Origin of the sequence: Pseudomonas sp. P7759 (assembly GCF_013386445.1) — a bacterium.
Taxonomy (GTDB): Bacteria; Pseudomonadota; Gammaproteobacteria; order Pseudomonadales; family Pseudomonadaceae; genus Aquipseudomonas; species Aquipseudomonas azotoformans_A.
Map to the genome: position 1 here is coordinate 1 of NZ_JACART010000057.1, position 24,891 is coordinate 24,891.

21 protein-coding genes are annotated in these 24,891 nt (G+C 62.2%); 13 read left to right on the top strand and 8 right to left on the bottom strand.

Annotation, left to right across the window (positions count from 1 at the left end):
- Positions 1-116: 116 nt before the first annotated feature.
- Positions 117-1,046, bottom strand: coding sequence for a LysR substrate-binding domain-containing protein (locus tag HX823_RS28465; protein WP_080642459.1), 930 nt, complete (start codon positions 1,044-1,046; stop codon positions 117-119).
- Positions 1,047-1,281: 235 nt separating this feature from the next.
- Here HX823_RS28465 and HX823_RS28470 point away from each other — a divergent pair, with 235 nt between their 5' ends.
- The 6 genes from HX823_RS28470 (at position 1,282) to HX823_RS28495 (ending at position 8,692) form a co-directional block, all read left to right on the top strand.
- The gene (locus tag HX823_RS28470) at positions 1,282-2,925 is read left to right on the top strand and encodes an ABC transporter substrate-binding protein (protein WP_177077919.1); all 1,644 of its coding nucleotides are present in this window, start codon (positions 1,282-1,284) and stop codon (positions 2,923-2,925) included.
- A gap of 62 nt (positions 2,926-2,987) precedes the next feature.
- Positions 2,988-3,941 (top strand): ABC transporter permease, encoded by a 954-nt coding sequence (locus HX823_RS28475; protein WP_033899632.1) that lies wholly within the window; start codon positions 2,988-2,990, stop codon positions 3,939-3,941.
- On the top strand, positions 3,938-4,786 hold the full coding sequence (locus tag HX823_RS28480; RefSeq protein WP_177077922.1) for an ABC transporter permease: 849 nt from the start codon (positions 3,938-3,940) through the stop codon (positions 4,784-4,786). The genes HX823_RS28475 and HX823_RS28480 overlap by 4 nt, the downstream gene beginning before the upstream one ends.
- 2 nt (positions 4,787-4,788) lie before the next feature.
- Complete coding sequence (locus tag HX823_RS28485; RefSeq protein WP_038850864.1) at positions 4,789-6,429, top strand: ABC transporter ATP-binding protein; 1,641 nt, start codon at positions 4,789-4,791, stop codon at positions 6,427-6,429.
- Between the two features lie 84 nt (positions 6,430-6,513).
- On the top strand, positions 6,514-7,683 hold the full coding sequence (locus tag HX823_RS28490; protein ID WP_038850866.1) for a hypothetical protein: 1,170 nt from the start codon (positions 6,514-6,516) through the stop codon (positions 7,681-7,683).
- Between the two features lie 133 nt (positions 7,684-7,816).
- Positions 7,817-8,692, top strand: coding sequence for a LysR substrate-binding domain-containing protein (locus HX823_RS28495; protein WP_177077924.1), 876 nt, complete (start codon positions 7,817-7,819; stop codon positions 8,690-8,692).
- Here HX823_RS28495 and HX823_RS28500 read toward each other — a convergent pair.
- The 4 genes from HX823_RS28500 to fae form a co-directional block, all read right to left on the bottom strand.
- Positions 8,639-10,015: an MFS transporter gene (locus HX823_RS28500; RefSeq protein ID WP_038850869.1), complete on the bottom strand. Its 1,377-nt coding sequence runs from the start codon at positions 10,013-10,015 to the stop codon at positions 8,639-8,641. The genes HX823_RS28495 and HX823_RS28500 overlap by 54 nt on opposite strands.
- A 162-nt stretch (positions 10,016-10,177) precedes the next feature.
- The gene (locus HX823_RS28505; protein WP_038850871.1) at positions 10,178-11,611 is read right to left on the bottom strand and encodes an NAD-dependent succinate-semialdehyde dehydrogenase; all 1,434 of its coding nucleotides are present in this window, start codon (positions 11,609-11,611) and stop codon (positions 10,178-10,180) included.
- Positions 11,608-12,642 (bottom strand): aldo/keto reductase, encoded by a 1,035-nt coding sequence (locus tag HX823_RS28510; protein ID WP_033899610.1) that lies wholly within the window; start codon positions 12,640-12,642, stop codon positions 11,608-11,610. The genes HX823_RS28505 and HX823_RS28510 overlap by 4 nt, the downstream gene beginning before the upstream one ends.
- 10 nt (positions 12,643-12,652) lie before the next feature.
- The gene (fae, locus tag HX823_RS28515; protein ID WP_033899609.1) at positions 12,653-13,165 is read right to left on the bottom strand and encodes a formaldehyde-activating enzyme; all 513 of its coding nucleotides are present in this window, start codon (positions 13,163-13,165) and stop codon (positions 12,653-12,655) included.
- Positions 13,166-13,466: 301 nt separating this feature from the next.
- Here fae and HX823_RS28520 point away from each other — a divergent pair, with 301 nt between their 5' ends.
- On the top strand, positions 13,467-14,717 hold the full coding sequence (locus tag HX823_RS28520) for a ribonucleotide-diphosphate reductase subunit beta (protein WP_005788524.1): 1,251 nt from the start codon (positions 13,467-13,469) through the stop codon (positions 14,715-14,717).
- A 166-nt stretch (positions 14,718-14,883) separates the two neighbouring features.
- Positions 14,884-15,372, top strand: a complete 489-nt coding sequence (locus HX823_RS28525; RefSeq protein ID WP_038847922.1) for a DUF1289 domain-containing protein — start codon at positions 14,884-14,886, stop codon at positions 15,370-15,372.
- A gap of 1 nt (position 15,373) precedes the next feature.
- Here HX823_RS28525 and mdeB read toward each other — a convergent pair whose 3' ends face one another.
- Positions 15,374-18,040 (bottom strand): alpha-ketoglutarate dehydrogenase, encoded by a 2,667-nt coding sequence (mdeB, locus tag HX823_RS28530; protein WP_177077926.1) that lies wholly within the window; start codon positions 18,038-18,040, stop codon positions 15,374-15,376.
- Positions 18,041-18,231: 191 nt separating this feature from the next.
- On the opposite strand from mdeB, the gene HX823_RS28535 reads away from it, so the two are divergent.
- From HX823_RS28535 to HX823_RS28545, 3 genes are all read left to right on the top strand, one after another.
- Entirely contained in the window at positions 18,232-19,146 is a 915-nt protein-coding gene (locus HX823_RS28535) for a class I SAM-dependent methyltransferase (protein WP_038847916.1), read from the top strand.
- Positions 19,147-19,295: 149 nt separating this feature from the next.
- Positions 19,296-20,015, top strand: coding sequence for a phosphatidylcholine synthase (gene pcsA / locus HX823_RS28540; RefSeq protein WP_038847913.1), 720 nt, complete (start codon positions 19,296-19,298; stop codon positions 20,013-20,015).
- 179 nt (positions 20,016-20,194) lie between these two features.
- Entirely contained in the window at positions 20,195-20,974 is a 780-nt protein-coding gene (locus HX823_RS28545; RefSeq protein WP_033898325.1) for a TSUP family transporter, read from the top strand.
- On the opposite strand, the gene nudC is transcribed toward HX823_RS28545, so the two are convergent.
- Both nudC and HX823_RS28555 read right to left on the bottom strand, forming a co-directional pair.
- Complete coding sequence (nudC, locus tag HX823_RS28550; protein ID WP_033898318.1) at positions 20,942-21,775, bottom strand: NAD(+) diphosphatase; 834 nt, start codon at positions 21,773-21,775, stop codon at positions 20,942-20,944. The two genes, HX823_RS28545 and nudC, sit on opposite strands and share 33 nt — an antisense overlap.
- A 5-nt stretch (positions 21,776-21,780) precedes the next feature.
- The gene (locus HX823_RS28555) at positions 21,781-22,593 is read right to left on the bottom strand and encodes a crotonase/enoyl-CoA hydratase family protein (RefSeq protein WP_177077929.1); all 813 of its coding nucleotides are present in this window, start codon (positions 22,591-22,593) and stop codon (positions 21,781-21,783) included.
- 192 nt (positions 22,594-22,785) lie between these two features.
- Between HX823_RS28555 and HX823_RS28560 the strand changes: the two genes are divergently transcribed.
- Positions 22,786-24,033: a chloride channel protein gene (locus tag HX823_RS28560; protein ID WP_177077931.1), complete on the top strand. Its 1,248-nt coding sequence runs from the start codon at positions 22,786-22,788 to the stop codon at positions 24,031-24,033.
- A gap of 97 nt (positions 24,034-24,130) precedes the next feature.
- Positions 24,131-24,685 carry a UPF0149 family protein gene (locus HX823_RS28565; protein WP_177077933.1) on the top strand — a complete coding sequence of 185 codons (555 nt, stop codon included), beginning with the start codon at positions 24,131-24,133 and terminating at the stop codon, positions 24,683-24,685.
- Positions 24,686-24,891: the final 206 nt, after the last annotated feature.

The window sequence follows — 24,891 nt, forward strand, 5'->3', positions numbered from 1 at the left end:
GTTGGGGCAAGAGCCTTTTGCTTACTTTTGGGCTTTTCAAAAGTGAGCCGCCGTAAGGGCGGAACCCATATCAGCCATCACCCAAATAACGGATATGCACTCAATCCAAACCCCCCTCACCCCGCCGCAGTCGAAGGCTCCAACTGCCGCTGCGCCAACCAGATCTCCTCCTGCAACCACTGCCCAAACACCTGCAACTGCGGCATATCCGTCTGCTCCGGCCGAGTCACCAACCAATACGACTGATGCCCCTCCACATGCACATTCAACACCTGAGTCAACTGCCCAGACGCCAACTCCGCCGCCACCATATGCCAGTCAGCAATGGTAATCCCCAACCCATCCGTAGCCGCCCGAATAGCCAGATCCAACAGATCGAACTCATACCCACCCTGGGTATCCACCCCATGGATGCGCGCCGCATCCAACCAATGTTTCCACGTGAGATACCGCTGATCCTCACTGGCCAACACATGCAGCAAGGTCATGCGATTCAAGTCCACCCCATCGCTGCACTCACGGGCATACAACGACGGCGCACACACCGCAATATGCCTCTCCTGAATCAACAACGAACTGTCCAAGCCATCCCATTCACCATTGCCAAAACGAATCGCACAATCGAGCGTGCTGGTCTGCGCCAGGCTGTCCTGCAAGCAAGTGGTGATGCTCAACTCCAACTCCGGGTGGGCCTCACGCAGGCGCCCCAGGCGCGGCATCAACCAGCGGCTGGTAAAGGTCGGCGGCGCATTGACGTGCAGGCGATTGGAGTGGGTTTTCTGCTGGATACTGCGCACCGTCAACTCGATCTTGTCGAAGGATTGGTGCAGCGCACGCAGCAATACGCGCCCGGCGCTGGTCAGCTCCAAGTGATGATGACGCCGCTCCAGCAGGTTCTCGCCCAACTGTTCTTCCAACTGCCGGACCTGGCGGCTGACCGCGCTCTGGGTCACGTTCAACAGCTCCGCAGCCCGGGTAAAACTGCCGGTGCTGCCGGCCACCTCGAAAGCCTTGAGGGCATTGAGACCGGGCATTTTGCGTTTCATGAAGGGCACTCGAAGACGACTGACGAGGCACCAAGCATCCCACGTTACGTAGGATGTTTCCTAGCCAACATGATTTTTTGTATCTGCCAGCCCGTCTATCTCCACACCTTGGCGCCCTGACGCGGACTAACATGCGTTTAATGAACGTTTAACGGCTGAATTTATCGTTTGTCGATCTTTGCGCAAATCACAAAACTGCGGGCATCTCTAATAAAAACAACATGAGAGCAGCCCCATGTCCGACTCCAACGTTCTTGCGACCCTGGACGGTAACGCGCCGCACCCCGCTGTCGACGCACTGTGCAACCAAGTGCAGCGCGGCGAGATCAACCGCCGCCAATTCCTGCGCACCGCCGCCCTGCTCGGCATCACGGCGGCCAGTGCCTCCACCTTCATCGATTCAGCCTTGCTCGGCAGCGACGCCCAGGCCGCCGACGCCACGCCCGCCCGCCAAGGCGGCAGCCTGCGGTTTGCCTGCGCCATCCAGGAAATCCAGGACCCGATGCTGATCACCTGGATCGAAGCCTCGAACCTGTTGCGCAACTCCCTGGAATACCTGACCTTGGTCGACGCCGACAACGTCACCCACCCCTACCTCGCCGAAAGCTGGAGCCCATCGGAGGATCTCACCACCTGGACCTTCAACCTGCGCCAGGACGTGAAGTGGAGCAACGGCGACAGCTTCAACGCCGATGACGTGCAGCACAATATCCAGCGCTGGATTGCCGCCGACTCCAAGTCGGTCAACCGCACCGCGTTCCAGGACATCAAGGCCTTCGAAAAAGTCAGCGACTACCAGTTCCGCCTGCAACTCAAGCGGCCGATCCTGGCGATCCCGGAAATGCTCAACGCCTTCACCTGCGCCCTGGTGCACCGCAGCTTCAAGGCCGGGGATGACTGGGCGAAAAACCCATTGGCCACCGGGCCGTTCAAGCTGGTGTCGTTTGCCGTGAACAAGCAGGCGACCTTCGCCAAGCGCGCCGATTATTGGGGCAAACCGGCCAACCTCGACGAGTTGCGCTACATCGACATGGGCACCGACGTGTCCACCCACCTCGCCGCCCTGCAAGCCGGCCAAGTCGACGTGCTGTACCGCGTCACCGTGGCCGAGTTGGACCTGGCCAAGCGCCTGCCCGGCGCGCAACTGCTCAGCTGCAAATCCGCGCAGACCGTGGTGATGCGCATGGCCTGCGACCAGAAGCCCTTCACCGATGTGCGCGTGCGTAAAGCCGTGGTGCTCTGCGCCGACAACGCGCAGATGCTCAAGGTCGCCTATCGCGGCATGGGCACCCTGGGCGAGGACCATCATGTGGCCCCTTCCCATCCCGAATATTTCCCACTGCCCAAGCGCGAACGCGATGTGGCGGCGGCGAAAAAACTGCTGGTCGAGGCCGGTTTTGCCAATGGCCTGGACATCGACCTGATCGTCGGCAACACCCAAGGCCGTTATGAACAGGACTGCGCGCAGATCCTGCAACAGAACTGCCTGGAAGCCGGCATCCGCATCAACCTCAAAGTCGTCCCAGCCGCCCAATACTGGCCGATCTGGGACAAGGCCGCGTTCAGCCTGACCTACTGGGCCCATCGCCCGCTCGGCGTGATGTCCCTGGAACTGGCCTACCGTGGCGGTGGCGCCTGGAACGAAAGCCACTACAGCGACCCGGCCTTCGACGCGGCGCTGGACAAAGCCATGGGCATCATCGACCCGAAACAGCGCGCCGTGGCCATGCAGAGCGTCGAGCAGATCCTGCAGGACGTCTGCGTGATCGTGCAGCCGTTCTGGGGCGACAAGTTCACCGCCGTGAGCAAAAAGGTGCAGGGCTTCCAGGTGCACCCTTCCGACTTCTACCCCATGGGCAATGTCTGGCTGAGCGCTTGAGCTTCTGAGTTGAAGAGCTGAGGCGCGACACCCTTCCCATTACCCGTCGGAGCATGCACCTGATGGCTCATTTTCTATTGCGCAAACTGCTGATGCTGTTGGCGACACTGCTGTCGGTGTCGCTGATTGTGTTTCTGGCCCTGGAGCTGAACATCGAGGACGTAGCGATCAACGTCCTCGGCCCCTACTCCGCCGCCGACCAGCGCGCGGCGTGGCTGCTGGAACACGGCTACAACCAACCCTTCGTGTGGCGCTACCTGGTGTGGCTCAAGGACTTCGTGACCGGCGACTGGGGCACCTCGGTGTACTTTCGCGAGCCGGTGTTGAAACTGCTGCTGCCCAACCTGTGGCAAACCCTGGCCCTGGCCGGGCTGGCCTTGCTGGTCATGGTGCCGGTGGCGTTGACCCTGGGCATCCTCGCCGGGATTCGCCAGGGCTCGCTGATCGACCGGCTGGTGTCGTTCCTGTCGATTGTCACCACCTCGATCCCGGACTTCGCCAGTGCGGTGTTCGTCTCGGCGATCTTTGTGTTCTGGCTTAACTGGCTGCCCGGCGTGAGCAGCATGAGCGATGGCTTCAGCGCTGTGGAACTGGTGCTGCCGCTGATGGTGCTGTGCCTGTTCGGCATTGGCTACCTGGCGCGCATTACCCGCGCGTCGATGGTGGAAGTGATGCAAGCGCCGTATATCCGCACCGCACGGCTCAAAGGCGCGTCCACTACGCGCATTGTGCTGCGCCACGCGTTGCGTAACGTGCTGATCGCGCCGGTCACGGTGATCATGCTGTACATCCCGTGGCTGCTGTCGAACGTCATCGTGGTGGAGGTGTTTTTCGCCTACAAGGGCTTCGGCTCGCTGCTGTACACCGCGTCGCTCAACCATGACGTCTACCTGATCGAAGCCTGCGCAATGATCAGCGGCGTGGTGGTGGGCATCAGCAAGATCTTCTCGGACCTGGCCTACACCTGGCTCAACCCGCGCATCACCCTGCACAGTCTCGGCGGAGGCCGCCAATGAACCTGCTCAACGCCTTCAAACATCCCCTGGCCCTGCTCGGCCTGCTGCTGGTCGGCGGCTGGGTGCTGATCGCCCTGTGCGCGCCGTGGCTGGCGCCCCATGATCCGCTGGAAAGCTTCACGCCGTTGCTCACGCCGTTGCTCACGCCGATGACCGCCGGCGATGACGGCGTACGCTTTTTGCTCGGCACCGACATGATTGGCCGCGACATCCTATCGCGCCTGATCTGGGGCACGCGCACCGTGCTGTTCTGGTCGATCCTCGCCACCCTCACCGCGTTTGCCGTGGGCATTGCCATGGGCCTGTGCGCCGGTTACTTCAACGGTTGGGTGGACGCGGCGCTGTCCTACGTGGCCGATACCGTGCTGTCGTTCCCGGTGCTGGTGCTGTACATCGTGATCATCATCGCCCTCGGCGCGTCGGCGCTGAATATCCTGATTGCGGTGACCTTTACCAGCGCCCCGGCGATCTTTCGCATCATGCGCGCGTTGACCATCGACATCCGCTCGCGCGACTACGTGCTCAGCGCCATCACCCAGGGCGAAGGCTCGCTGCGCATCATGCTGGTGGAAATATTGCCCAACTGCGGCGGGCCGCTGATCGTCGATTTCTGCCTGCGCATCGGCTACACCGCGATCATGATCGGTGCCTTGGGTTTCCTCGGCCTCGGCCTGCCGCCGCCTACGCCGGACTGGGGTGGCATGATCAACGACGGCCGCGCCATGGCCATTTCCTTCCCGCACCTGGTGATCTTCCCCTGCATCGCCATCTCCACCCTGATGCTTGGCCTGAGCCTGCTCGCCGACGGGCTGGATGAACACGCGCAGCAAGGCGCAAGGAGTTGAGCATGAACAGCCAGCAAACCGTATTGCGGGTCGACAACCTCAGCGTCGAACTGCCCAAGGGCGCCGACCGTAGCCACGCCGTGCAGGGCATCAGCCTGGAAGTGCGCAAGGGCGAAATCCTCTGCGTGATCGGTGAGTCGGGCTCGGGCAAATCCGTGCTGTCGGCGGCGATCATGGGCGACTACGCCAAGGGATTGCGACATGCCGGCGGCGTGATCGATTTTCTCGGCGATGACATCTGTACCCTCGACGAAGCCCGCTTGCGCGCCCTGCGTGGCAACCGCATCGCGATGATCTTCCAGGAACCCATGGCGGCGCTGAACCCGGCGATTCGTATCGGCAAGCAAGTCGAAGAAATCTTCGACATCCACGCCCCGCAGATGCCCGCCGCCGAGCGCCGTGAACGCATGCTTGCGCTGCTGGAGTCCACCCAACTGCCGGACCCGCCGCGCATCGCCAACAGCTTTCCCCATCAGCTTTCCGGCGGCCAATGCCAGCGCGTAGTGATCGCCATGGCCTTGGCGATGAACCCGGATTTGCTGATCGCTGACGAGCCCACCACCGCCCTCGATGTAACGACCCAAGCCCAGGTGCTGAAACTGGTGCGCGACCTGCGCGGACGTGGGCAACACGGCATTCTGTTTATCACCCATGACTTCGGCGTGGTGGCGCAGATCGCCGACCGCATTGCGGTGATGGAAGGCGGCCGCCTGGTGGAAATCGGCGAGCGTGACCAGGTGCTGAACGCACCGGCCCACGCCTACACGCGCAAGCTGATCGCAGCCGTGCCGGCGCTGCACCCGGAGCTGCATGCGCCGAGTGCCGACGGCGAAATGGCCCTGCGTATCGAGCACCTGACCAAGACCTACACCGTCGGCGGCAGCTCGGTGGCGGCGCTGCGCAATGTGTCGCTGAACCTGCCACGGGGCAAGACCCTGGCGATTGTCGGCGAGTCCGGCTCGGGCAAAAGCACCCTGGTCAAGGCAGCGATACGCTTGGTGGACAGTGACAGTGGGCATGTGTGGGTCGGCGATACCGATTTCCTGGCCTTGAATGGGTCGGCGTTGGCGGCCAATCGGCGGCGTATCCAGATGATTTTCCAGGACCCCTACGGTTCGTTGAACCCGCGCCACCGTGTCGGCGATATCATCGCGCGCGCCGCGCAATTGCGTGGGTTGTCGGCCAAGGATGCCTGGGCCGAGGCCGGTGATTTACTGGAACAGGTCGGCCTCAAGCGTGATGCATTGCAGCGCAAACCCCGGCAGTTCTCCGGCGGCCAGCGCCAACGCATCGGCATCGCCCGCGCCCTGGCGATGCGACCGCAAGTGCTGATCGCCGATGAAAGCGTGTCGGCGCTGGATGTGTCGGTGCAGAAACAGGTGCTGCAATTGCTGGCCGACCTGCAGAAGCAACTGAACCTGAGCATCCTGTTCATCACCCATGACCTGCGGGTGGCCGCGCAGATCAGCGACCACATCGCCGTGATGCGCCAGGGTGAAGTGGTGGAGTACGGCACCGCCGAACAGGTGCTGTTGCGCCCACAAAACGCCTACACCCAGGCACTGTTGGCGGCCGCACCGGGCGCGTCCGAACTGCCCGCCGCCGGACCGCCCTTGCGGCTGATCCGCCCCACGGCTCACTGAGTTCAACCCTTTTCCCTGCGTCGCAGCGTTCGCTGCGGCAATGGGCTGCTGTTGCCCAAAAAAACTAAAAACGAGAGTAAAACCATGCGACCAACGATGCGCTACTTCACCCTCATCCCTGTGCTCGGCGCCCTCGCAGCGCCAGCCATGGCCGTGCAGGTCACCGACAACCTCGACCTCGGCGGCGCCATCCGCGCGCGCTGGGACTACGACCCGGACCGCGACATCCAGAAGTTCGGCCTGGACACCGTGTTCCTCAGCGCCAAGTACAACTCCGACAGCTGGATCGGCGAGGCGCAGTACCGTTTCTACGGGCGTTCGTACCCCTACCAGTACACCAAGAACTACGGCGACATCCAGTTCGCCAAGTTCGCCTGGGTCGGCTACAAGTTCAACCCCGAGCAACAGGTGCAAGTGGGCCTGAACACCGTGCCATTCGGCTTGCAGCCCTACTTCGGCAGCACCTTCTACGAAACCCTGGGCAACGTGATCGGCCTGGAAGACGTGCAGCAGGTCGGCGCCAAGTACGTGCAACAGACCGGCGACTGGAACATTCAGGCCGGCTATTACCTGCGCCCGGCATGGCAAGGCAAGGGCACCAGCAAGGGCGTGACCTATTCCAGCGTGGTCTCCGGCGCGGACAGTTACGTCGCCGACGGCAGCGACAACCAGGAACGCAACACCGTGGTGCTGCGCGTGGCCAAGGCCCTGGACCTGGGCGACTGGAAATCCGAAGTCGGCCTGTCCGGCCTCACCTCCACCCTGGAAAACAAAGACACCGGCAACGATGGCCGACGCAACGCCGTGGCCCTCCACTACCTGGGCAAGAACGGCCCGTGGGGCCTGCAACTGCAGGCGGCGCGCCAACAGATGTCGCCGCGCAACGCCGGCACCGACGAAGTGGTGACCCTGGGCGGCTATGACGGCACCTTCAACGTCGCCAGTCGCGGCAACCTGTATGTGGCAGACCTGAGTTATGACGTGGGCGGCAAGTACCTGTGGGATCAGGTCAGCGGTGTGAAGCTGTATGCCAACTACAGCGCCTTCGACAAGTCCGCCGATGAGTTCAAGACCTCGCAGCGGGTGATCCTAGGTACGTCGTTTTCGTTCAGCAAGTTGTGGATTGCGACGGAGTGGTTGATTGGCAAGAATGACCCGTACATCGGTGGCAGCAGCTACACCCAGAGCCTGGGGGCTGGGGGTAGCAACCAGTGGGAGAATCAGCTGTACATGAACATTGGGTATTACTTCTAATAGGCGTCGTCAGTTCTGACGCTTTCGCGGGCAAGCCCGCTCCCACAGTTTGAATGCATTCCCCTGTGGGAGCGGGCTTGCCCGCGAAGAAGCCAGCACAAACACCATAAAAACAATGTGTGGAACCCGAACCATGCGCCACCTCCCCGCCCTCAACATGCTCCGCGTCTTCGAAGAAGTCGCCCGCCACCGCAGCTTCAGCCAGGCCGCCGTAGGCCTCAACGTCACTCAGGGCGCAGTCAGCCGCCAGATCAAGCAACTGGAGGACTACCTTGGCGTCGCCCTCTTTATCCGCACGCCCCAAGGCCTGTCCCTGACCGAAGCCGGTTTTGCCCTCTCGCCGCACTTGAGCGACGCCTTCGACCATATCGAACGCGCCCTGCAAGCCGTGCGCGTGCCCAACCTGCGCCAGCGCCTGCGTATCGTCGCACCGCCGACCTGGGCCACGCGTTGGCTGTCCGCGCATTTGCGGCGCTTTTGCGAGCGTTACCCGGACATCAATCTCAGCGTCACCCACCAGGCGACCCACGACAGCTTGGCGGAAATCGACTGCCAGATCCGTTTCGGCCTGGAACCGGCGGCGCATTGCAGCAGTGAGTTGCTGGTGATGGAGCGGCATATCGCGGTCGCCAGTCCGGAATTGTTCAGCGACGGCCAACCGCCGGACCTGCGGCGATTTCCACTGCTGCATATCCTGCACGGCGGCAAGCGTTTGAAGGTGTGGGAAAACTGGCTGGCGGCCATGGGCCGTGAGGACATCGATGCGGACCAGGGCCTGGAATTCAGCACCCTGGACCAGGTGATCCACACCGCCCTGGCAGGCGGTGGCCTGGCGGTGATCGACCGGCAAATGATCGAACGTGAGTTGGCCAACGGCAGCCTGTTGCCGATCACCCCCGTGGAAGTGATCGGCCCTTATGGCTATTGGCTGGATGTGGCGACGGACAAACAGGGTTTATCCAAGGTGCGGTTGTTTACGCAGTGGCTGGGCCAGGTCAGCAACCCCTGACACCGGCGGTGCCTCGGCCTTGCACGCCTGGCTCAAGGTCAGCGCCTTGGTTTCCGGGGCCCAGGCCCAGGAGATAATCGCGCCAAACACCAGGATCGCCGCAAGAATGCCCATGGTCGGGCTCAAGCCGATCCCAGCTACGCTGACCGGCAACAGGAAGGTGCTGATGGCCGAGCCCAGGCGGCTCACAGCCGTGGCCAGGCCAATACCGCTGGCGCGCACTTCGGTGGGGAAGCTTTCCGCCGGGAACACGCCGACCAGGTTACTCACCGCCGACAGCACCAGCGTGAACACGCCGAAGGTCAGCACCATCAACCACGCCAGGCTGCCCGGCAACACCGCGAGCAAGAACAACGCTGCGGCCAGGATGATGAACGAGTTGATCAAGAAGCCCCGGCGCGAAAACTTCACCGTGCACCAGATGCCGATCAACGCACCGATAATCAGCAGCAGATTAAGCAGCAGCTCGGTGCCAAAGCCCTGGGACAAGCCCATCTTTTGCAGGATCGACGGCAAAAAGGTGTAGATCGCAAAGTACGGCATCACAATGCACACAAAGAACAGGCAGTTGAACGCGGTGCGCTTGCGGTACTCACGGCTGAACAGCACGCCATAGCCGGAGCGAGTTTGCGCGGACGGTTCTTCGTCCAGCACCACATGCTCGCCCAGGTGTTTCTTGACGATGGCGCGGGCTTCGGCAATGCGCCCACGGTTGACCAGCCAGCGCGGAGACTCCGGCGTGCCGATACGCGCAATCAGGATCAAGCCGGCCGGGATAGCCGACGACGCCAGCATCCAGCGCCAGGCGTCGTCGCCCAGGCTGAGCATCGCAGTGCCGACAAAGGTCGCCGCCACGTAACCGAAGGTCCAGATCACGCTGAACGAGCCGAGCAACACGCCGCGATGTTTCTTCGGCGAAAACTCCGCGAGCATGGCGTGGCCCACACTGAAGTCACCGCCCAGGCCAATGCCGATCAGAATGCGGCACAGCAACAAGCCCATGGCTGTCTCGGCATAGAACTGCATCACCGAGGCCACGGTGATCAGCACAAAGCTGACCAGGAAGATTTTCTGCCGACCGAGGGTGTCGGAGATCCAGCCGAAGAACAGGCTGCCCAAGAACAGGCCGATCAGGGCGGAAGCGCCGATCAAGCCTTGCCAGAACGCATCGAGTTGCATCTGTGGGCTGAGCAGGGTGAAGGCGATACCGATCAGGCCGAGGATGTAGCCGTCGGTAAAATGCGCGCCGAACGTCAGGCCAGCGATTTTCAGGTGAAAGCGGCCGATCGGCAGGTCGTCGATTTTTATGGATTGAGCGGTCATGGGTGTTCTCCATATTGTTGTTCTTGACGGAGTAACAGCGGGCAAGCCCAAACTCCCTGTGGAGCGGGCTTGCTCACGAAAGCGGTGTATCAGTTGATGCATGAGGTGGCTGACCCTCCGCATTCGCGAGCAAGCCCGCTCCCACAGGGGTCGGTGTTGCCTCTATAGACCGCCCATCAACAGGTATTTGATCTCCAGGTAATCCTCCAGCCCGTACTTGGAACCTTCACGGCCCAGGCCCGACTCCTTGATGCCGCCAAACGGCGCGACTTCGGTGGAGATGATTCCTTCGTTGATCCCCACCATGCCGGCTTCCAGGCCTTCGGCCATGCGCCACACGCGGCCGATGTCGCGGCTGTAGAAGTAGGCGGACAAGCCAAACGGCGTGTCATTGGCGCGTTGCAGCACTTCGGCTTCGTCCTTGAAACGGAAGCACGCGGCTACCGGGCCGAAGGTTTCTTCCTGGGCGATCAGCATGTCGCCGTGGGCTTCGGTGAGGATGGTCGGTTCAAAGAAGGTGCCGCCCAGTGCATGGCGACGGCCGCCGCACAACAGCGTGGCGCCCTTCTCCAGGGCATCACCGACATGGGCTTCGACCTTGGCCAACGCAGCGGCGTTGATCAGCGGGCCCTGTTCGGTTTCGCCGTCCAAGGCACTGCCGACGCGCATGGCGCTGACGGCTTCGGCCAGTTTGCGGGTGAAGGCATCGTACACACCGTCCTGGATGAAGAAGCGGTTGACGCACACACAGGTCTGCCCGGTGTTGCGGAACTTGGAGGCCATGGCGCCTTTGACGGCGGCGTCCAGGTCGGCATCGTCGAACACAATGAACGGTGCGTTGCCGCCCAGTTCCAGGGAGACTTTTTTCAGGGTATCCGCGGCCTGGCGCATCAGCAGCTTGCCGGTGCGGGTCGAGCCGGTGAAAGACAGCTTGCGCACCACACTGGAGGCTTGCAGTGCACCGCCAATCGCCACGGCATCGCCGGAGACAATGTTGAACACCCCCGCCGGAATCCCCGCCTGCTCGGCCAACACCGCCAGGGCGAACGCCGACAGCGGGGTTTCTTCCGAAGGCTTGAGGATCATGGTGCAACCGGCCGCCAGCGCCGGGCCGACCTTGCGGGTGACCATGGCCAGGGGGAAGTTCCACGGCGTGATCGCCGCGACCACACCGATAGCTTCCTTGACCACGATGATGCGCGCATCCGCCTTGTGGCTCGGGATCACATCACCGTAGGCGCGCTTGGCTTCTTCACCAAACCACTCCAGGAAGCTCGCGGCATAGACCACTTCGCCCATGGCTTCGGCCAGGGGTTTGCCCTGCTCCAGGCTGAGCAGTTGCGCCAGGTCCTTCTGATTGCTCAGCATCAGCTCGCTCCAGCGCTTGAGGCGCTGGCTGCGTTCCTTGGCGGTGAGCTTGCGCCAGGCCGGCAAGGCGCGGTGGGCGGCGTCGATGGCCAGGTTGGTTTCTTCGGCGGCGGCGCGCTGTACATCAGTAATCAGCGCGCCATTGGCCGGGTTGAGCACCGGGTAGGTCGGCCCACCGCTGGACCATTGGCCATCGATGTAGTTGCCCTTGCGGATCAGCGGGTTCATGCCACGGCCTCGATCAAGTTGAAACGGTCCAGGCCCGGACGGGCCGCACGCAGGATGCGCTTGCCGGCGGTGTAGTCGTTGATCACATCGCACGGGGTGTAGTTGCGCTCCAGTTCGTGGAGTTCCTCGGCATCCAATGGGGTGTCCAAGGCGGCCAGTGCGCTATCGAATTGTTCGGTGGTGTCGGCGCCCACCAGCATCACGTCGACGCCGGGGTGGTTGGCGACCCAGGCCTGGGCGATCTGCGCGTTGGACACGCCACGGGCGCGGGCCACGCGTTGTACCGAGTGGGCGATGTCGAACGACGCCTGGTCGCTGTACATCTGCTGGGTGAAGAAGTCGGTCTGGTTGCGGGTCGACTGCACTTCGCCGGTTAGCAAGCCACGGGCCAGCGGGCTGAACACCGAGACGCCCAGGCCCTGGTCGCGGCAGAACGGGATCATCTCGCGTTCTTCCTCGCGGTAGGCGCAGTTCAGTTGCAGTTGCATGTTGATCGGCTTGACCCAGCCATTGCGCTCGCAGGCCATGAGAATTTTTGCGAGCTGTCCTGTGAGCATGGTCGACACGCCGATGTAGCGGGCCTTGCCGGAGCGCACGATGTCGTTCAATGCGTTCATGGTTTCTTCAACCGGAGTGTTCACGTCGAAGTAATGCAGCATGAACACGTCCACATAATCCATGCCGAGGCGGCTGAGGGAGGCGTCGATGCTGTCCATGATGTGCTTGCGCGAATGGCCGCTGGCGTTGATGCCGCTGCGGGTGCCGTAGCCGACCTTGGTGGTGACCACGATCTCGTCACGCCGCGCCACGCGCTTGAGGATGCGCCCTACCACTTCTTCGCCGACGCCGGCGGAATAGAAGTCGGCCAGGTCGATGAAGTTGACGCCGTTGGCCAGGGCGTGGGCGACGATGGGCTCGCTTTGCTTTTCGTCGAAAATCCACGGTTTCCAGTCCGGGGTGCCCATGTTCATGGTGCCCAGGCACAGGCGCGAGACTTGCAGGCCGGAGTTGCCCAATCGAGTGTATTGCATGGGAATCTCCTCAGGCCTTTGGCGTGTAGAAAGGGTTGCTGATGTGGTTGACCACGTCGGCCAATTGCGCGGTGAACGGCGTGCCGGTCAGGGCGGCGCGGATCGCGGTGCGGCAGGCGTTGTAGTTGTTCAGGTAGACGGCATCCAGGTCATCGCAGCCTGGGTTGACCCAGTTTGCGGTGACGATGGCCCACTCGTCCTCGGCTTCCGGCGGCAAGGTGCCGTCGAGCAGGGCTTCCAGCACCGCCTTGGCGATACCGGCCTGGGACGCGCCCCAGGTGGCGTTGCCGTGCAAATCGCTGCTGATTTCAGCCTTGTTGACGTACAGGGTCATGGGCTTGACCGGGATGTTCGGCTGGGCAATCACCATGAACGGGCAATGGCCTTGGCTTGGCGACGCAAGGCTGTTGGCGAAGGCCTGGCCCGCCGGGCCGTTGCGTGGGCCGATAAGGATATTGATGTGGGCCGCGTTGACGCCCGGGCCTTCGAAACCTTCGCCGATGTAGAGATCCAGTGTTTTCATTGCGCAAACGCTCGTTGTTGTTATGGGGAGCTGGTTGGCGATTTTTTAGCACTGGGTAGGAAAGCGGCCGTAACCATTAAAAGTCATGGGGCTGTGAGTTTTGCTCATACCCCCTGCGACGATGGCGGTCGTCTTGTGCGTTGACCATCGTTGTTACACACCATATAGTGTGCCCACAAACAAAACAGACCACTACATAGTGTGCAGTATCGGTATTTACCGACCACACTATGCGCAGTATTTCAATGCCTTGAAGCCTGCAAAAACACTTATTTTTCGAATACCAGGAAGGAGCATTTCCATGCTGAGTTGGGATGAAGTCGACAACGAAGACACCGGTGCAGCGGTGATCAAGGGCGCCAACGCCGGCCACGCCAGCGAAGCCAACATGGACCGTCTCGACGGTGCCGGCGCCGCCGCAGCGCTGGAAGCCCGTAATGTGACCGCCAACGACTCCGCCGCGATCATCCGCGCCAAGGCCGCCCTCGACAAACTCGACGTCGCCGAAGGCCTCGCCGAGCTGGAAGGCTCCGCCGCACGCGTCGCCGTTGACGAAAAACGCATGATCAACTGCCGCGCCGACCTCAACCAACTCGTACCGTTCAAGTACGACTGGGCCTGGCAGAAGTACCTCGACGGCTGCGCCAACCACTGGATGCCGCAAGAGGTCAACATGACCGCCGACATCGCGCTGTGGAAAAACCCCGAAGGCCTGACCGACGACGAACGCCGCATCGTCATGCGTAACCTGGGCTTCTTCTCCACCGCCGACTCCCTGGTCGCCAACAACCTGGTGCTGGCCGTGTATCGCCTGATCACCAACCCGGAGTGCCGCCAGTACATCCTGCGCCAGGCCTTCGAAGAGGCGATCCACACCCACGCCTACCAGTACTGCATCGAATCGCTGGCCATGGATGAAGGCGAGATCTTCAACATGTACCACGAGATCCCTTCGGTCGCGAAAAAAGCCGCCTGGGGCCTGAAGTACACCCGTTCGATCTCCGATCCGAAGTTCGAAACCGGCACCGTCGAGACCGACAAAGAGCTGCTGCGCAACCTGGTCGCCTACTACTGCGTGCTGGAAGGCATCTTCTTCTACTGCGGCTTCACCCAGATCCTGTCCATGGGCCGTCGCAACAAAATGACCGGCGTCGCCGAGCAGTTCCAGTACATCCTGCGTGACGAGTCGATGCACCTGAACTTCGGTATCGATGTGATCAACCAGATCAAAATCGAAAACCCACACCTGTGGGATGCCGAGATGAAGGAAGAAGCGACCCAGATGATTCTGCAAGGGACTCAGCTGGAGATCGAATATGCTCGCGATACCATGCCGCGTGGCGTGCTGGGTATGAACGCGGCGATGATGGAGGACTACCTCAAGTTCATCGCCAACCGTCGCCTGTCGCAGATTGGCTTGAAGGAAGAGTATCCAGGGACGACTAACCCGTTCCCATGGATGAGCGAGATCATGGACTTGAAGAAAGAGAAAAACTTCTTCGAGACCCGTGTGATCGAGTACCAGACTGGCGGCGCGCTGAGCTGGGACTAAAAGTGTGGGAGCGGGCTTTGTGGCGAGGGAGCTTGCTCCCGCTGGGCCGCGAAGCGGCCCCAAAAGCTTGGGAGCGCTGCGCACTGGAGCGCCAGCCCGGTCCAGCGGGAGCAAGCTCCCTCGCCACAGTAAGCCAGCTCCCACATTAATCCGGTTTCACTGACTTATGCCCAATCAAACCATCAAGACCCCCTGCGTCGGCCTGTGCTCCACCGTTTACGGGGACCTGGTCTGCCGGGGCTGCAAGCGCTATCACCATGAGGTGATCCAGTGGAACGGCTACAACGCCGACGAGAAACAGGCAGTGTGGCTGCGCCTGGAGCAATTGCTGGTGCAGGTCATGGCCAGCAAGTTGGAGGTGTTGGATGCGCAGCTGCTGCGTCAGCAGCTTGAGACGCGCAAGATCCGCTTCATGCCGCACCAGTCGGCCTATTGCTGGGCGTATCAGTTGATTGCACGGGGTGCGCGGGTGATTTCCAAGCTGGACGCGTATGGGCTGGCGCTGCTGCCGGAGTTTCGCGAGCGCAGCCTGGCGGATCTGCGGGATGCGATTGACCGGGAGTTTTTCCTGCTGTCAGAGGCGCATTACGAGCGGTATATCGCACCGGGGTTTATCAGGGAGGCGTTTGGGCCTCCACTGATAGCCAGTTTCTGACTCAGCCATTCCAGGAGGCTGCGCGTTCGGCCTGCAGGTCATAACGCTCGATCGCCTCCTGGCACACCCGCGCCTCCAGACGGCCCTGCTCTACCAACGCCGTCAACGCCGCCAGCACGATGTGATGGCGGTCCACCTCAAAGAAATCCCGCAACGCCGCCCGTGTATCGCTGCGCCCAAAGCCGTCGGTGCCCAACACGGTGTAGTTGGAATCCAGGTAAGAACCAATCATCTGCGGCACGGCCCGCACATAGTCGGACACCGCAATTACCGGTGCGCCTTTGGGCAAGCATTCCTGCACATGGCTGATCCGCGCAGCGGCCTGCGGGTGCAGCCGGTTCCAGCGCTCCACCTCCCGCGCATCCCGCGCCAGCTCGCTGAAACTGGTGACGCTGAACACTTCACTCGCCACCTGCCAATCGTCCGCCAGCAACTGCGCCGCCGCCTGGGCTTCGCGCACCAGCGTGCCGGACCCGAGCAGGCGCACCTGGGCATTGGCCGTGCCTTGCAGGCGGTACATACCTTTGATAATCGCCGCTTCAACCCCTTCCGGCAGGCTTGGCTGCGGGTAGTTTTCGTTCATCAGGGTCACGTAGTAGAACTCGTCCACATCCTGTTCCAGCATCTGGCGCATGCCGTGGTCGAGGATCACCGCGAATTCCCCGGCGAACGCCGGGTCGTAGGCGCGGCAGTTGGGCACGGTGGCGGCGATGAGGTGGCTGCTGCCGTCCTGATGCTGCAAGCCTTCGCCACCCAGGGTGGTGCGCCCGGCGGTGGCGCCAAGCAGGAAGCCACGGGCGCGTTGGTCGGCGGCAGCCCAGATCAGGTCGCCGACGCGCTGGAAGCCGAACATGGAGTAATAGATGTAGAACGGCAACATGCGCAGGCCATGCACCGAATAACTGGTGGCCGCCGCGACCCAGGAACTGATGGCGCTGGCTTCACTGATGCCCTCCTCCAGGATCTGCCCGTCGGTGGCTTCGCGGTAGCTGAGGATCGAGCCGATGTCTTCCGGCTCGTAACGCTGGCCGACACTGGAATAGATGCCAATCTGCTTGAACAGGTTGGCCATGCCAAACGTGCGCGCTTCATCCGCCACGATCGGCACGATGCGCGGCCCCAGCGCCTTGTCCTTGAGCAGGTTGGTCAACATGCGCACGAACGCCATGGTAGTGGACATTTCCTTGCCGTCGGCCGCCGTGGCGAAGGCGGCGTAACCCGATACGGCCGGCACGCTGACCGGGGCGGCGACCTGGCTGCGACTGGGCACGTAGCCGCCCAACGCTGTGCGGCGCTGGTGCAGATAGCGCAACTCCAGGCTGTCCTCGGCCGGTTTGAAGAAGCTCAGGGATTCGGTCTGTTCATCGGTCAGCGGCAACTGGAAGCGATTGCGGAAGGCGATCAACGCATCGCGGTCCAACTTTTTCTGCTGGTGGGTGGTCATCTTGCCCTGCCCGGCCTCACCCATGCCGAAGCCTTTCTTGGTCTGAGCCAGGATCACCGTGGGTTTGCCCTTGACCCGCCGTGCGGCGTGGTAGGCGGCGTGGATCTTGACCATGTCGTGGCCGCCGCGCTTGAGGCGGTCGATCTGCTCATCGCTCATGCCCTCGACCAGCCGGGCCAGGGACTCGCTCTGGCCGAAGAAGTGCTCGCGGTTGTAGGCGCCGTCCTTGGCGGCGAAGGTCTGGAATTGACCGTCGACGGTGTTGGACAAGGTGTTGACCAGCGAACCGTCGGCGTCCTTGGCCAACAACGCATCCCAGTCCGAGCCCCACACCAGTTTGATCACGTTCCAGCCCGCACCGGCAAACAACGCCTCCAGCTCATCGATGATGCGCCCATTGCCACGTACCGGGCCGTCAAGGCGTTGCAGGTTGCAGTTGACCACCCAGGTCAGGTTGTCCAGGCCTTCGCGGGCGGCCAGGGTCAGGGCCGACATGCTTTCCGGCTCGTCCATCTCGCCATCACCGAAGACGCCCCACACGTGGCGGTCGGTGGTGTCCTGCAAGTTGCGGTGCTGCAAGTAGCGCATGAAGCGCGCCTGGAAGATCGAACTGATGGGGCCAATGCCCATGGAACCGGTGGGGAACTGCCAGAGGTCCGGCATCAGCCACGGGTGCGGGTAGCTGGACAGGCCGCGTGCGCCCTGCGCGGGCCCGCCTATTTCCTGGCGATAGTGGGCCAGGTCGCTTTCGCTCAAGCGCCCTTCAAGGAAGGCTCGTGCATAGATGCCAGGCGCGGAATGTGGTTGATAGAACACCAGATCGCCGCCGAAGCCCTCGTTGCGGGCGCGAAAAAAGTGGTTGAAACCGACTTCGAACAAGTCCGCCGCGCTGGCGTAACTGGCGATATGACCACCCAGCTCGCCGTACGCCTGGTTGGCCCGCACCACCATGGCCAAGGCATTCCAGCGCACCAGCGAGGCCAGACGTTCTTCGGTAGCCAGGTCGCCGGGGAATGCCGGTTGCTGCGCCACGCTGATGCTGTTGATGTAGGGCGTGCCATGGCGCGGTTTCCAGTCGATGGGCGGCGCACTGGCGTCCTGGGCCAGCAGGTCGAGGATCTGCCGCGCCCGCGCGGGGCCGGCGTGAGTGACCAGGGACGCCAGGGCGTCGCGCCACTCATCCAACTCTTGCTGATCAATCACCGCATTCGTGAAACCGTTCATGGGTACCTCCGGGCTTTTTTTCCAGTTTATGTCGGCATGGGAGGTTTTTTTGCCTGTTATCAGGCGCGCACCATTGAATTTTGAGCATGATTCACTGCCAATTATGTTTTTTCCAGCACGTTATGCTCAAGCGGGACGATAGCCCGCAATTGTGTTTAAAATGCCGCCCGCTCAACGACCGACGTTTAACGATGACCCCAGACGCACTCGCCACCCTGCACACCCACCTGCTTGCCGCCCTGGCGACTCCGCCGGCTGAAACCCGCCGCCTGTTCCACGGCCGTGGCCGTTGCTGGCCGGGCCTGGAGCAACTGACAGTGGACTGGTTGCAAGGCGTGCTGCTGGTGGCGTTGTTCAAGGAGCCGGACGCTGCGCAGCTGGAAGCCTTGAAGCACTTGCTGCAAACCGAGTTCGGTACGTACACCATCGCCCTGCAACACCGTTACCTGCCGCAAAGCACCACCGAATGGCTGTCGGGCGACCCGGTCGACGAGTTGACCATCACCGAAGGCGGCCTGCGCTACCTGATCGACCTGGGTAAAAAACAGAACAGCGGGCTGTTCCTCGACATGCGTTACGGCCGCAACTGGGTGCGCGAGCAGGCCAAGGGCCAGCGCGTTCTCAACCTGTTTGCCTACACCTGTGGCTTCTCGGTGGCGGCCATCGAAGGCGGCGCCGACCACGTGGTGAACCTGGACATGGCCCGTGGCGCCCTGAGCCGTGGTCGCGACAACCATCGCCTGAATGGTCATGACCTGAGCAACGTCAGTTTCCTCGGCCACGACCTGTTCAAGTCCTGGGCCAAAGTTACCAACAACGGCCCCTACGACCTGGTGATCATTGATCCGCCCTCCTTCCAGAAAGGCAGCTTCCTGCTGACCAAGGACTACCAGCGCGTGCTGCGCCGCCTGCCGGACCTGCTCACGCCACAGGGCACGGTACTGGCGTGCATGAATGACCCGGCCTTCGGCGAAGACTTCCTGATCGACGGTGTCACCCGCGAGGCACCGGGCCTGCGTTTTGTCGAGCGCCTGCAAAACCCGCCGGAATTTCCTGATATTGATGTGCGAAGTGGCTTAAAGGCATTGGTATTCCGCCAGGGCTGATGCCGAAACGTCTTACGCTTGCTACGCTAAGTGAAACACCGGGGTGGTGAACCTTCTTACCCCCTTCCCGGTCGATACCTGCATTCCCCGGCCAGACTCGACGGCGTCACGTCGTCGGCTGCCCCGTTTCACCTTTTGGAGAACCGCCCGTGATATCGACCCTGCATGTAGCCAGACTCAAAGCCTGGGGCGCCCACGGCTTTACCGCCACCGGTGTGGTATTGGCCTTCCTGGCCACCCTGGCGTTGCTGGAAAACTCTCCCAAGGCTTGCCTGCTGTGGCTGGGCCTGGCATTGGTGGTGGACGGGGTTGATGGCTCACTGGCGCGACGGGTGAATGTCAGCACGGTACTGCCGAGCTTCGACGGCTCCGTGCTGGACCTTGTGATCGATTACCTCACCTACGTGTTCATCCCCGCTCTGTTTATCTATCGCTATATCGACCTGCCGGACTTTACCCATCTCTTCACGGTGTCGGTGATCCTGGTGTCGTCGCTGTTCTGCTTCTGCAACGTCAACATGAAGAGCAAGGACAACTACTTCGTCGGCTTCCCCGCCGCGTGGAATGTGGTGGCCTTGTGCGTTTATATCATCCAGCCGGAAGCCTGGGTCACCTTGCTCACCGTGATCGGCCTGGCCCTGCTGACCGTGACGCCGATGAAGTTCCTGCACCCGTTCCGGGTGAAGCGGTTCATGCCGATCAACATCGCAGTGACCACAATCTGGCTGCTGTGCAGCTTCTTAATGGTGATGGATTACCCGAACACCAACCCATGGACGTTTGGCTTGTGGTCGGTGATGTCGGCGTATTTCCTGGGGATTTGTATCTGGCGGACGGCGTTGGAGTGGCTGGATAAGCGTCACGGTTAAAAATGTGGGAGCGGGCTTGCTCGCGAATGCTGATTGTCAGTCGGTACATTGGGTACTGATACACCGCATTCGCGAGCAAGCCCGCTCCCACATTTGGATTTGCCTATGGCGGGCGAGTAAGATGGCGGCCTTTCGCCCAGCCCCTTCGCTGCGCACCCTGCCAATAATAAGCCCTGCCCATGCCCTTCGAACTCAGCGTAGACCTCACCACCCTGGCCATCCTGGCGGTTGTCGCCTTTATCGCCGGTTTCATCGACGCCATCGCCGGCGGTGGCGGTTTGCTCACCACCCCTGCGCTGCTTACCGCCGGCATGCCGCCGCACCTGGTACTGGGCACCAACAAGCTCAGTTCCACCTTCGGCTCGGCCACCGCCAGTTTCACCTTCTATCGGCGCAAGCTGTTCCATCCGCGCCAGTGGGTGCATGCCATCGTCGGCACGTTGATCGGTGCGTTGACCGGCGCCGTGGTCGCCCACTACCTGCCCGCTGAAACCCTGAACAAGATGTTGCCGGTGATTGTGTTCGCCTGCGGCGTGTACCTGCTGTTCGGCGGCACGCCCAAGGCGCCGTTGGACGCCGATGCGCCGATCAAGAAGAAATGGCAATCCACCCAGGGCTTCGGCCTGGGCTTCTACGATGGCGTGGCCGGCCCCGGCACCGGGGCGTTCTGGACCGTGAGCACGATGCTGTTGCACCCCATCGACCTGGTGAAAGCCAGCGGCGTGGCGCGCAGCATGAACTTCGTCAGCAACGCGGCGGCGCTGACGGTGTTCATCATCAACGGTTCGGTGGACTGGATCGTCGGCCTGGCCATGGGCGTGTCGGTGATGTGTGGCGCGTTCTTTGGCGCCCGCAGTGCAATCAGCGGCGGCGCCAAATTCATTCGCCCGGTCTTCATCACCGTGGTCCTTGGCCTGACCGTGCGCTTAGCCTGGCAGCACTGGTTCAGCGTGGCCTAGACGACGGGCCAGGTAGAGGTCGATCAGGTAACGCGCAATCGAACGTGACGCCGGCAACGGCGGCAAGTCGTGGATGTTGAACCACTGCGCGTCTTCGATCTCGTCGGCCTGGGGCACGATGTCACCGCCGGCGTACTCGGCATGGAAACCCAGCATCATCGAATGCGGGAACGGCCAGCACTGGCTGCCCATGTACTGGATGTTCTTGACCTCCACCTGCACTTCCTCGCGCACCTCGCGGATCAGGCAGTCTTCGGCCGACTCGCCCGGCTCGGCAAACCCCGCCAACGTGCTGTACACCCCCGTGACAAAACGTGGCGAACGCGCCAAAAGGATCTCGTCGCCACGGGTCACCAGCACGATCATGCTTGGCGAAATACGCGGATAGCTGCGCAAATCGCAGGCCTGGCAATGCATCGCCCGCTCACGCGGCACCTGGACCATGGCCTGGCCGCAACTCCCACAAAACCGGTGTTCCCGCGCCCAGGTGCCGATCTGCGCCGCGTAGCCCAGCACCTTGTAAAGGGTGTGATCGCCTTGCAGCATGAAGCCGCGCAGCCCCTGCCAGCTGCAACCCGGCACTTCAGTAGAAGCATTGAGTTCCAGCAGGTACACCGGCTCGCCGTCGAGGTGGCCGATGCCGTGTTCGGCGAACACCGACAGGTCCTGGCGCTTGAGCCATTCGCGGGGGAACAGCGGGCCGTTGGTGTCATGCAAAAAGCCGTCGCGGCTGCGGGCGACGGCCCAGCCGCCGGGGGTGTCGTTGTCCAGCAGCGTTGTGGTAATCCAGCCTGGGGTCATGTCAGTCAATCCACGAATTCGGGTTTCTGCTTACTCATGTGGGCCGCGATGGCCACGCGCAGGTCGTTGGATTGCAACATAGCCGAGTTCCAGGTGGCAACGTATTCCAAGCCATCATTGACTGTGTGGTCACGCATGTAGCTGATCATGGCCTTGGTGCCGGTGACCGCAATCGGCGATTTGGCGGCGATTTCATGGGCGATGTCCATGACGCTGGCCAACAGGCTCTCCTGATCGGGATAGACGCGATTGACCAGGCCGATACTGCGCGCCTCTTCAGCGCCGAACTGGCGGCCGGTGTAAGCCAGCTCCCGCAGCATGCCGTCACCGATGATGCGCGGCAGGCGTTGCAAAGTGCCGACGTCAGCGGCCATGCCGATGTCGATTTCCTTGATGGAAAATTGTGCACCTTCGGCGGCGTAGCGCATATCGCAGGCGCTGATCAGGTCGATGGCACCGCCGATGCAGTAGCCCTGGATCGCCGCCAGTACCGGCTTGCGGCAGTTGTCGACGGCATTGAACGAGGCTTGCAGCTCCAGGATCTTGCGGCGCAGCAAGCGCGCGTTGCGGCCCACGTCCTTGCCGAACTCATTGGCCACCGAGGCCAGCATCATCAGGTCGATGCCGGAGGAAAAATGCTTGCCGGCACCGCTGAGCACCACGGCGCGTACGGCGTCGGTGTCTCCGACCCACTGAAAGATGTCGATGATTTCGGTCCAGAACACCGCGTTCATCGCGTTGATCTTTTCCGGGCGGTTGATCTGCACATGGGCAACGTTGCCGGTGAGTTCGACGACGAAAGCTTGGTATTCAGACATGGCAGTGATCCCTGACTGGCGAGTGATAAGGCCCGAACTATAACAAGGGAACGTGACGGCACATCGGCCAAAAACGGGACGGGCAAAGGTAATGGAATGTTGTGGCCGCGCGGTTCATGCAGCGCCGATACATTTCATCCAGGTCGGCTGATTTATCGGCTATACAATCAGGGCCATTGCCTGGAGCCGCCTATGCCGACCCCGTTTCGCTCATCCTTGATCCTCGCCCTGGTGGTCGTGTTCACCGGCATCGGCGCCGGATTGGGCGGGATGTTGCTGGCGTTGTTGCTGCATGGCATTCAGCACCTGGCCTACGGTTATAGCCTGGACAGCCTGGTCAGCCATGAAACCTTCCTGCTGGGCGTGACAGAGGCGGCACCGGAGCGGCGCTTGCTGGTGCTGGTGGTGTGCGGCCTGGTCGCAGGAGTGGGCTGGTGGGTGATTTATCGCTATGGCCGGCCGCTGGTGAGCATCAAGCAAGCGGTGTCGGAAAAGATGCCGATCATGCCGCCCAAGACCACCCTCGCCCACGCCTTGCTGCAAATCATCACCGTGGCCTTGGGTTCGCCTCTGGGCCGTGAAGTGGCACCACGGGAAGTCGGCGCGTTGGTCGCCACCTGGTTATCCCAGCGCGCGCGACTCGACCCGCAGATGCATCGCCTGATCGTGGCCTGTGGCGCCGGTGCGGGCCTGGCGGCGGTGTACAACGTGCCGTTGGGTGGCGCGGTGTTCGTGCTGGAAGTGCTGGTGGGCGCATTCAGTTGGCCGGCGGCGGTGATTGCGTTGGCGACTTCGGCGATTGCAGCCTCGGTGGCGTGGATCGGGTTGGGTGCGGAATCGCAATATGGGGTCCCGCACTTTGTGTTGAACCCTGCCCTGATCGCATGGGCGGTGGTCTGCGGCCCGGTCTTCGGCGTGGCGGCGTACGCTTTCACGCGGCTCACTGGCAAGGCGCGCGCCAATGCCGCCAGGGGCTGGCGCCTGCCGGTGCTGTCATTGATCAACTTCACGATCATCGGCGGCCTGGCGATGGTATTGCCGCAAATCCTCGGCAATGGCAAAGGCCCGGCGCAGCTGGGTTTCGACAATGAACTGACCCTAGGCCTGGCGGCGTTGTTGCTGGTGGTCAAAGTCCTGATCACCACCAGCAGCCTGCGCGCCGGCGCCGAGGGCGGCTTGCTCACCCCCGGCCTGGCCAACGGCGCCTTACTGGCGATCCTCCTCGGCGGCGCCTGGAGCCTGGTGTGGCCCGGCGCGCCCTTGGGCGCATTCGCAATCATCGGCGCCGCCGCCTTCCTGGCCGCCAGCATGAGCATGCCGTTGACCGCGATTGTGCTGGTGGCGGAATTCACCCGCGTCGACCACGACTTCCTGGTGCCGATCATCCTCGCAGTAGTCGGCTCGGTGTGCGTCAGCAAGCTGTGCAACCGACGCGGGTGAAAACGCTGCAAAAGGCTGGATAAAACCCCGCGCACACGCCATCCTTCGCGCTTTAAGCCGCCCATTCGCGGCGTTCGACGTTTAAAGGATATGCCCCATGCACGCCCAACCCCTCACCCCCGCCGAATTCGAGTTCATCGAAAACACCCTGCTCAAGTACGGCGACGACCACTCGGTGCTGAACCTGGCCGAACTCGACGGCTACTTCACCGCGCTGGTCTCCAGCCCGGTCCAGGTGGACGTGGCCGAGTGGTTCCCCGCGATCTGGGGCGGCCAGAACCCGGAATGGGACAACATGGACGAAGCGCAGAGCTTCCTCGAACTGTGCGTGCGCCACCTCAACACCCTGGCCGCACAACTGTCCAGCGACGCCAACAGCTTCAACGCCCGCTTCGACGAAAACGAACACCAAGGCCACCCCGTGACCCTCGCCGAAGAATGGTGCTTTGGCTACATCCGCGGCGCCGCCATCGGCAACTGGCCGCAACTGCCGGCAGAACAAGCTGCACTGCTGGAAAAAATCTCCTGGTGCGCCGAACAAGACAACTTCGAACTCCCGGCCGACCTGGATGTACAAGCACACCAGCAACGCGTCAGCGAAATCGAACCGGCAGCGCGGGAGCTGCATGATTACTGGTTGGCGAAGCGGTAACAGCCTGCCGGCGTATCTGAAAGACCGAGGCGCCTGCATCGCAGCGATGCGGCGATCCGACAAGCCAGCTCCCACAGTGGACCGCATTTGATTTTGCTCTACACCACTCAGGTCGGCTACCAGGCCGCCGTGCTCTTGCTTTTGATTTTGATCTTAGGCGCCCCGTCAAACACGCTGGCCGGAATTCGACAGGGATTTGGGGGGTA

Coding starts and splice junctions, on each gene's coding strand:
- HX823_RS28465 (WP_080642459.1), bottom strand. CDS start 1,046: ATGAAACGCAAAATGCCCGGTCTCAATGCCCTCAAGGCTTTCGAGGTG.
- HX823_RS28470 (WP_177077919.1), top strand. CDS start 1,282: ATGTCCGACTCCAACGTTCTTGCGACCCTGGACGGTAACGCGCCGCAC.
- HX823_RS28475 (WP_033899632.1), top strand. CDS start 2,988: ATGGCTCATTTTCTATTGCGCAAACTGCTGATGCTGTTGGCGACACTG.
- HX823_RS28480 (WP_177077922.1), top strand. CDS start 3,938: ATGAACCTGCTCAACGCCTTCAAACATCCCCTGGCCCTGCTCGGCCTG.
- HX823_RS28485 (WP_038850864.1), top strand. CDS start 4,789: ATGAACAGCCAGCAAACCGTATTGCGGGTCGACAACCTCAGCGTCGAA.
- HX823_RS28490 (WP_038850866.1), top strand. CDS start 6,514: ATGCGACCAACGATGCGCTACTTCACCCTCATCCCTGTGCTCGGCGCC.
- HX823_RS28495 (WP_177077924.1), top strand. CDS start 7,817: ATGCGCCACCTCCCCGCCCTCAACATGCTCCGCGTCTTCGAAGAAGTC.
- HX823_RS28500 (WP_038850869.1), bottom strand. CDS start 10,015: ATGACCGCTCAATCCATAAAAATCGACGACCTGCCGATCGGCCGCTTT.
- HX823_RS28505 (WP_038850871.1), bottom strand. CDS start 11,611: ATGAACCCGCTGATCCGCAAGGGCAACTACATCGATGGCCAATGGTCC.
- HX823_RS28510 (WP_033899610.1), bottom strand. CDS start 12,642: ATGCAATACACTCGATTGGGCAACTCCGGCCTGCAAGTCTCGCGCCTG.
- fae (WP_033899609.1), bottom strand. CDS start 13,165: ATGAAAACACTGGATCTCTACATCGGCGAAGGTTTCGAAGGCCCGGGC.
- HX823_RS28520 (WP_005788524.1), top strand. CDS start 13,467: ATGCTGAGTTGGGATGAAGTCGACAACGAAGACACCGGTGCAGCGGTG.
- HX823_RS28525 (WP_038847922.1), top strand. CDS start 14,884: ATGCCCAATCAAACCATCAAGACCCCCTGCGTCGGCCTGTGCTCCACC.
- mdeB (WP_177077926.1), bottom strand. CDS start 18,040: ATGAACGGTTTCACGAATGCGGTGATTGATCAGCAAGAGTTGGATGAG.
- HX823_RS28535 (WP_038847916.1), top strand. CDS start 18,232: ATGACCCCAGACGCACTCGCCACCCTGCACACCCACCTGCTTGCCGCC.
- HX823_RS28545 (WP_033898325.1), top strand. CDS start 20,195: ATGCCCTTCGAACTCAGCGTAGACCTCACCACCCTGGCCATCCTGGCG.
- nudC (WP_033898318.1), bottom strand. CDS start 21,775: ATGACCCCAGGCTGGATTACCACAACGCTGCTGGACAACGACACCCCC.
- HX823_RS28555 (WP_177077929.1), bottom strand. CDS start 22,593: ATGTCTGAATACCAAGCTTTCGTCGTCGAACTCACCGGCAACGTTGCC.
- HX823_RS28560 (WP_177077931.1), top strand. CDS start 22,786: ATGCCGACCCCGTTTCGCTCATCCTTGATCCTCGCCCTGGTGGTCGTG.
- HX823_RS28565 (WP_177077933.1), top strand. CDS start 24,131: ATGCACGCCCAACCCCTCACCCCCGCCGAATTCGAGTTCATCGAAAAC.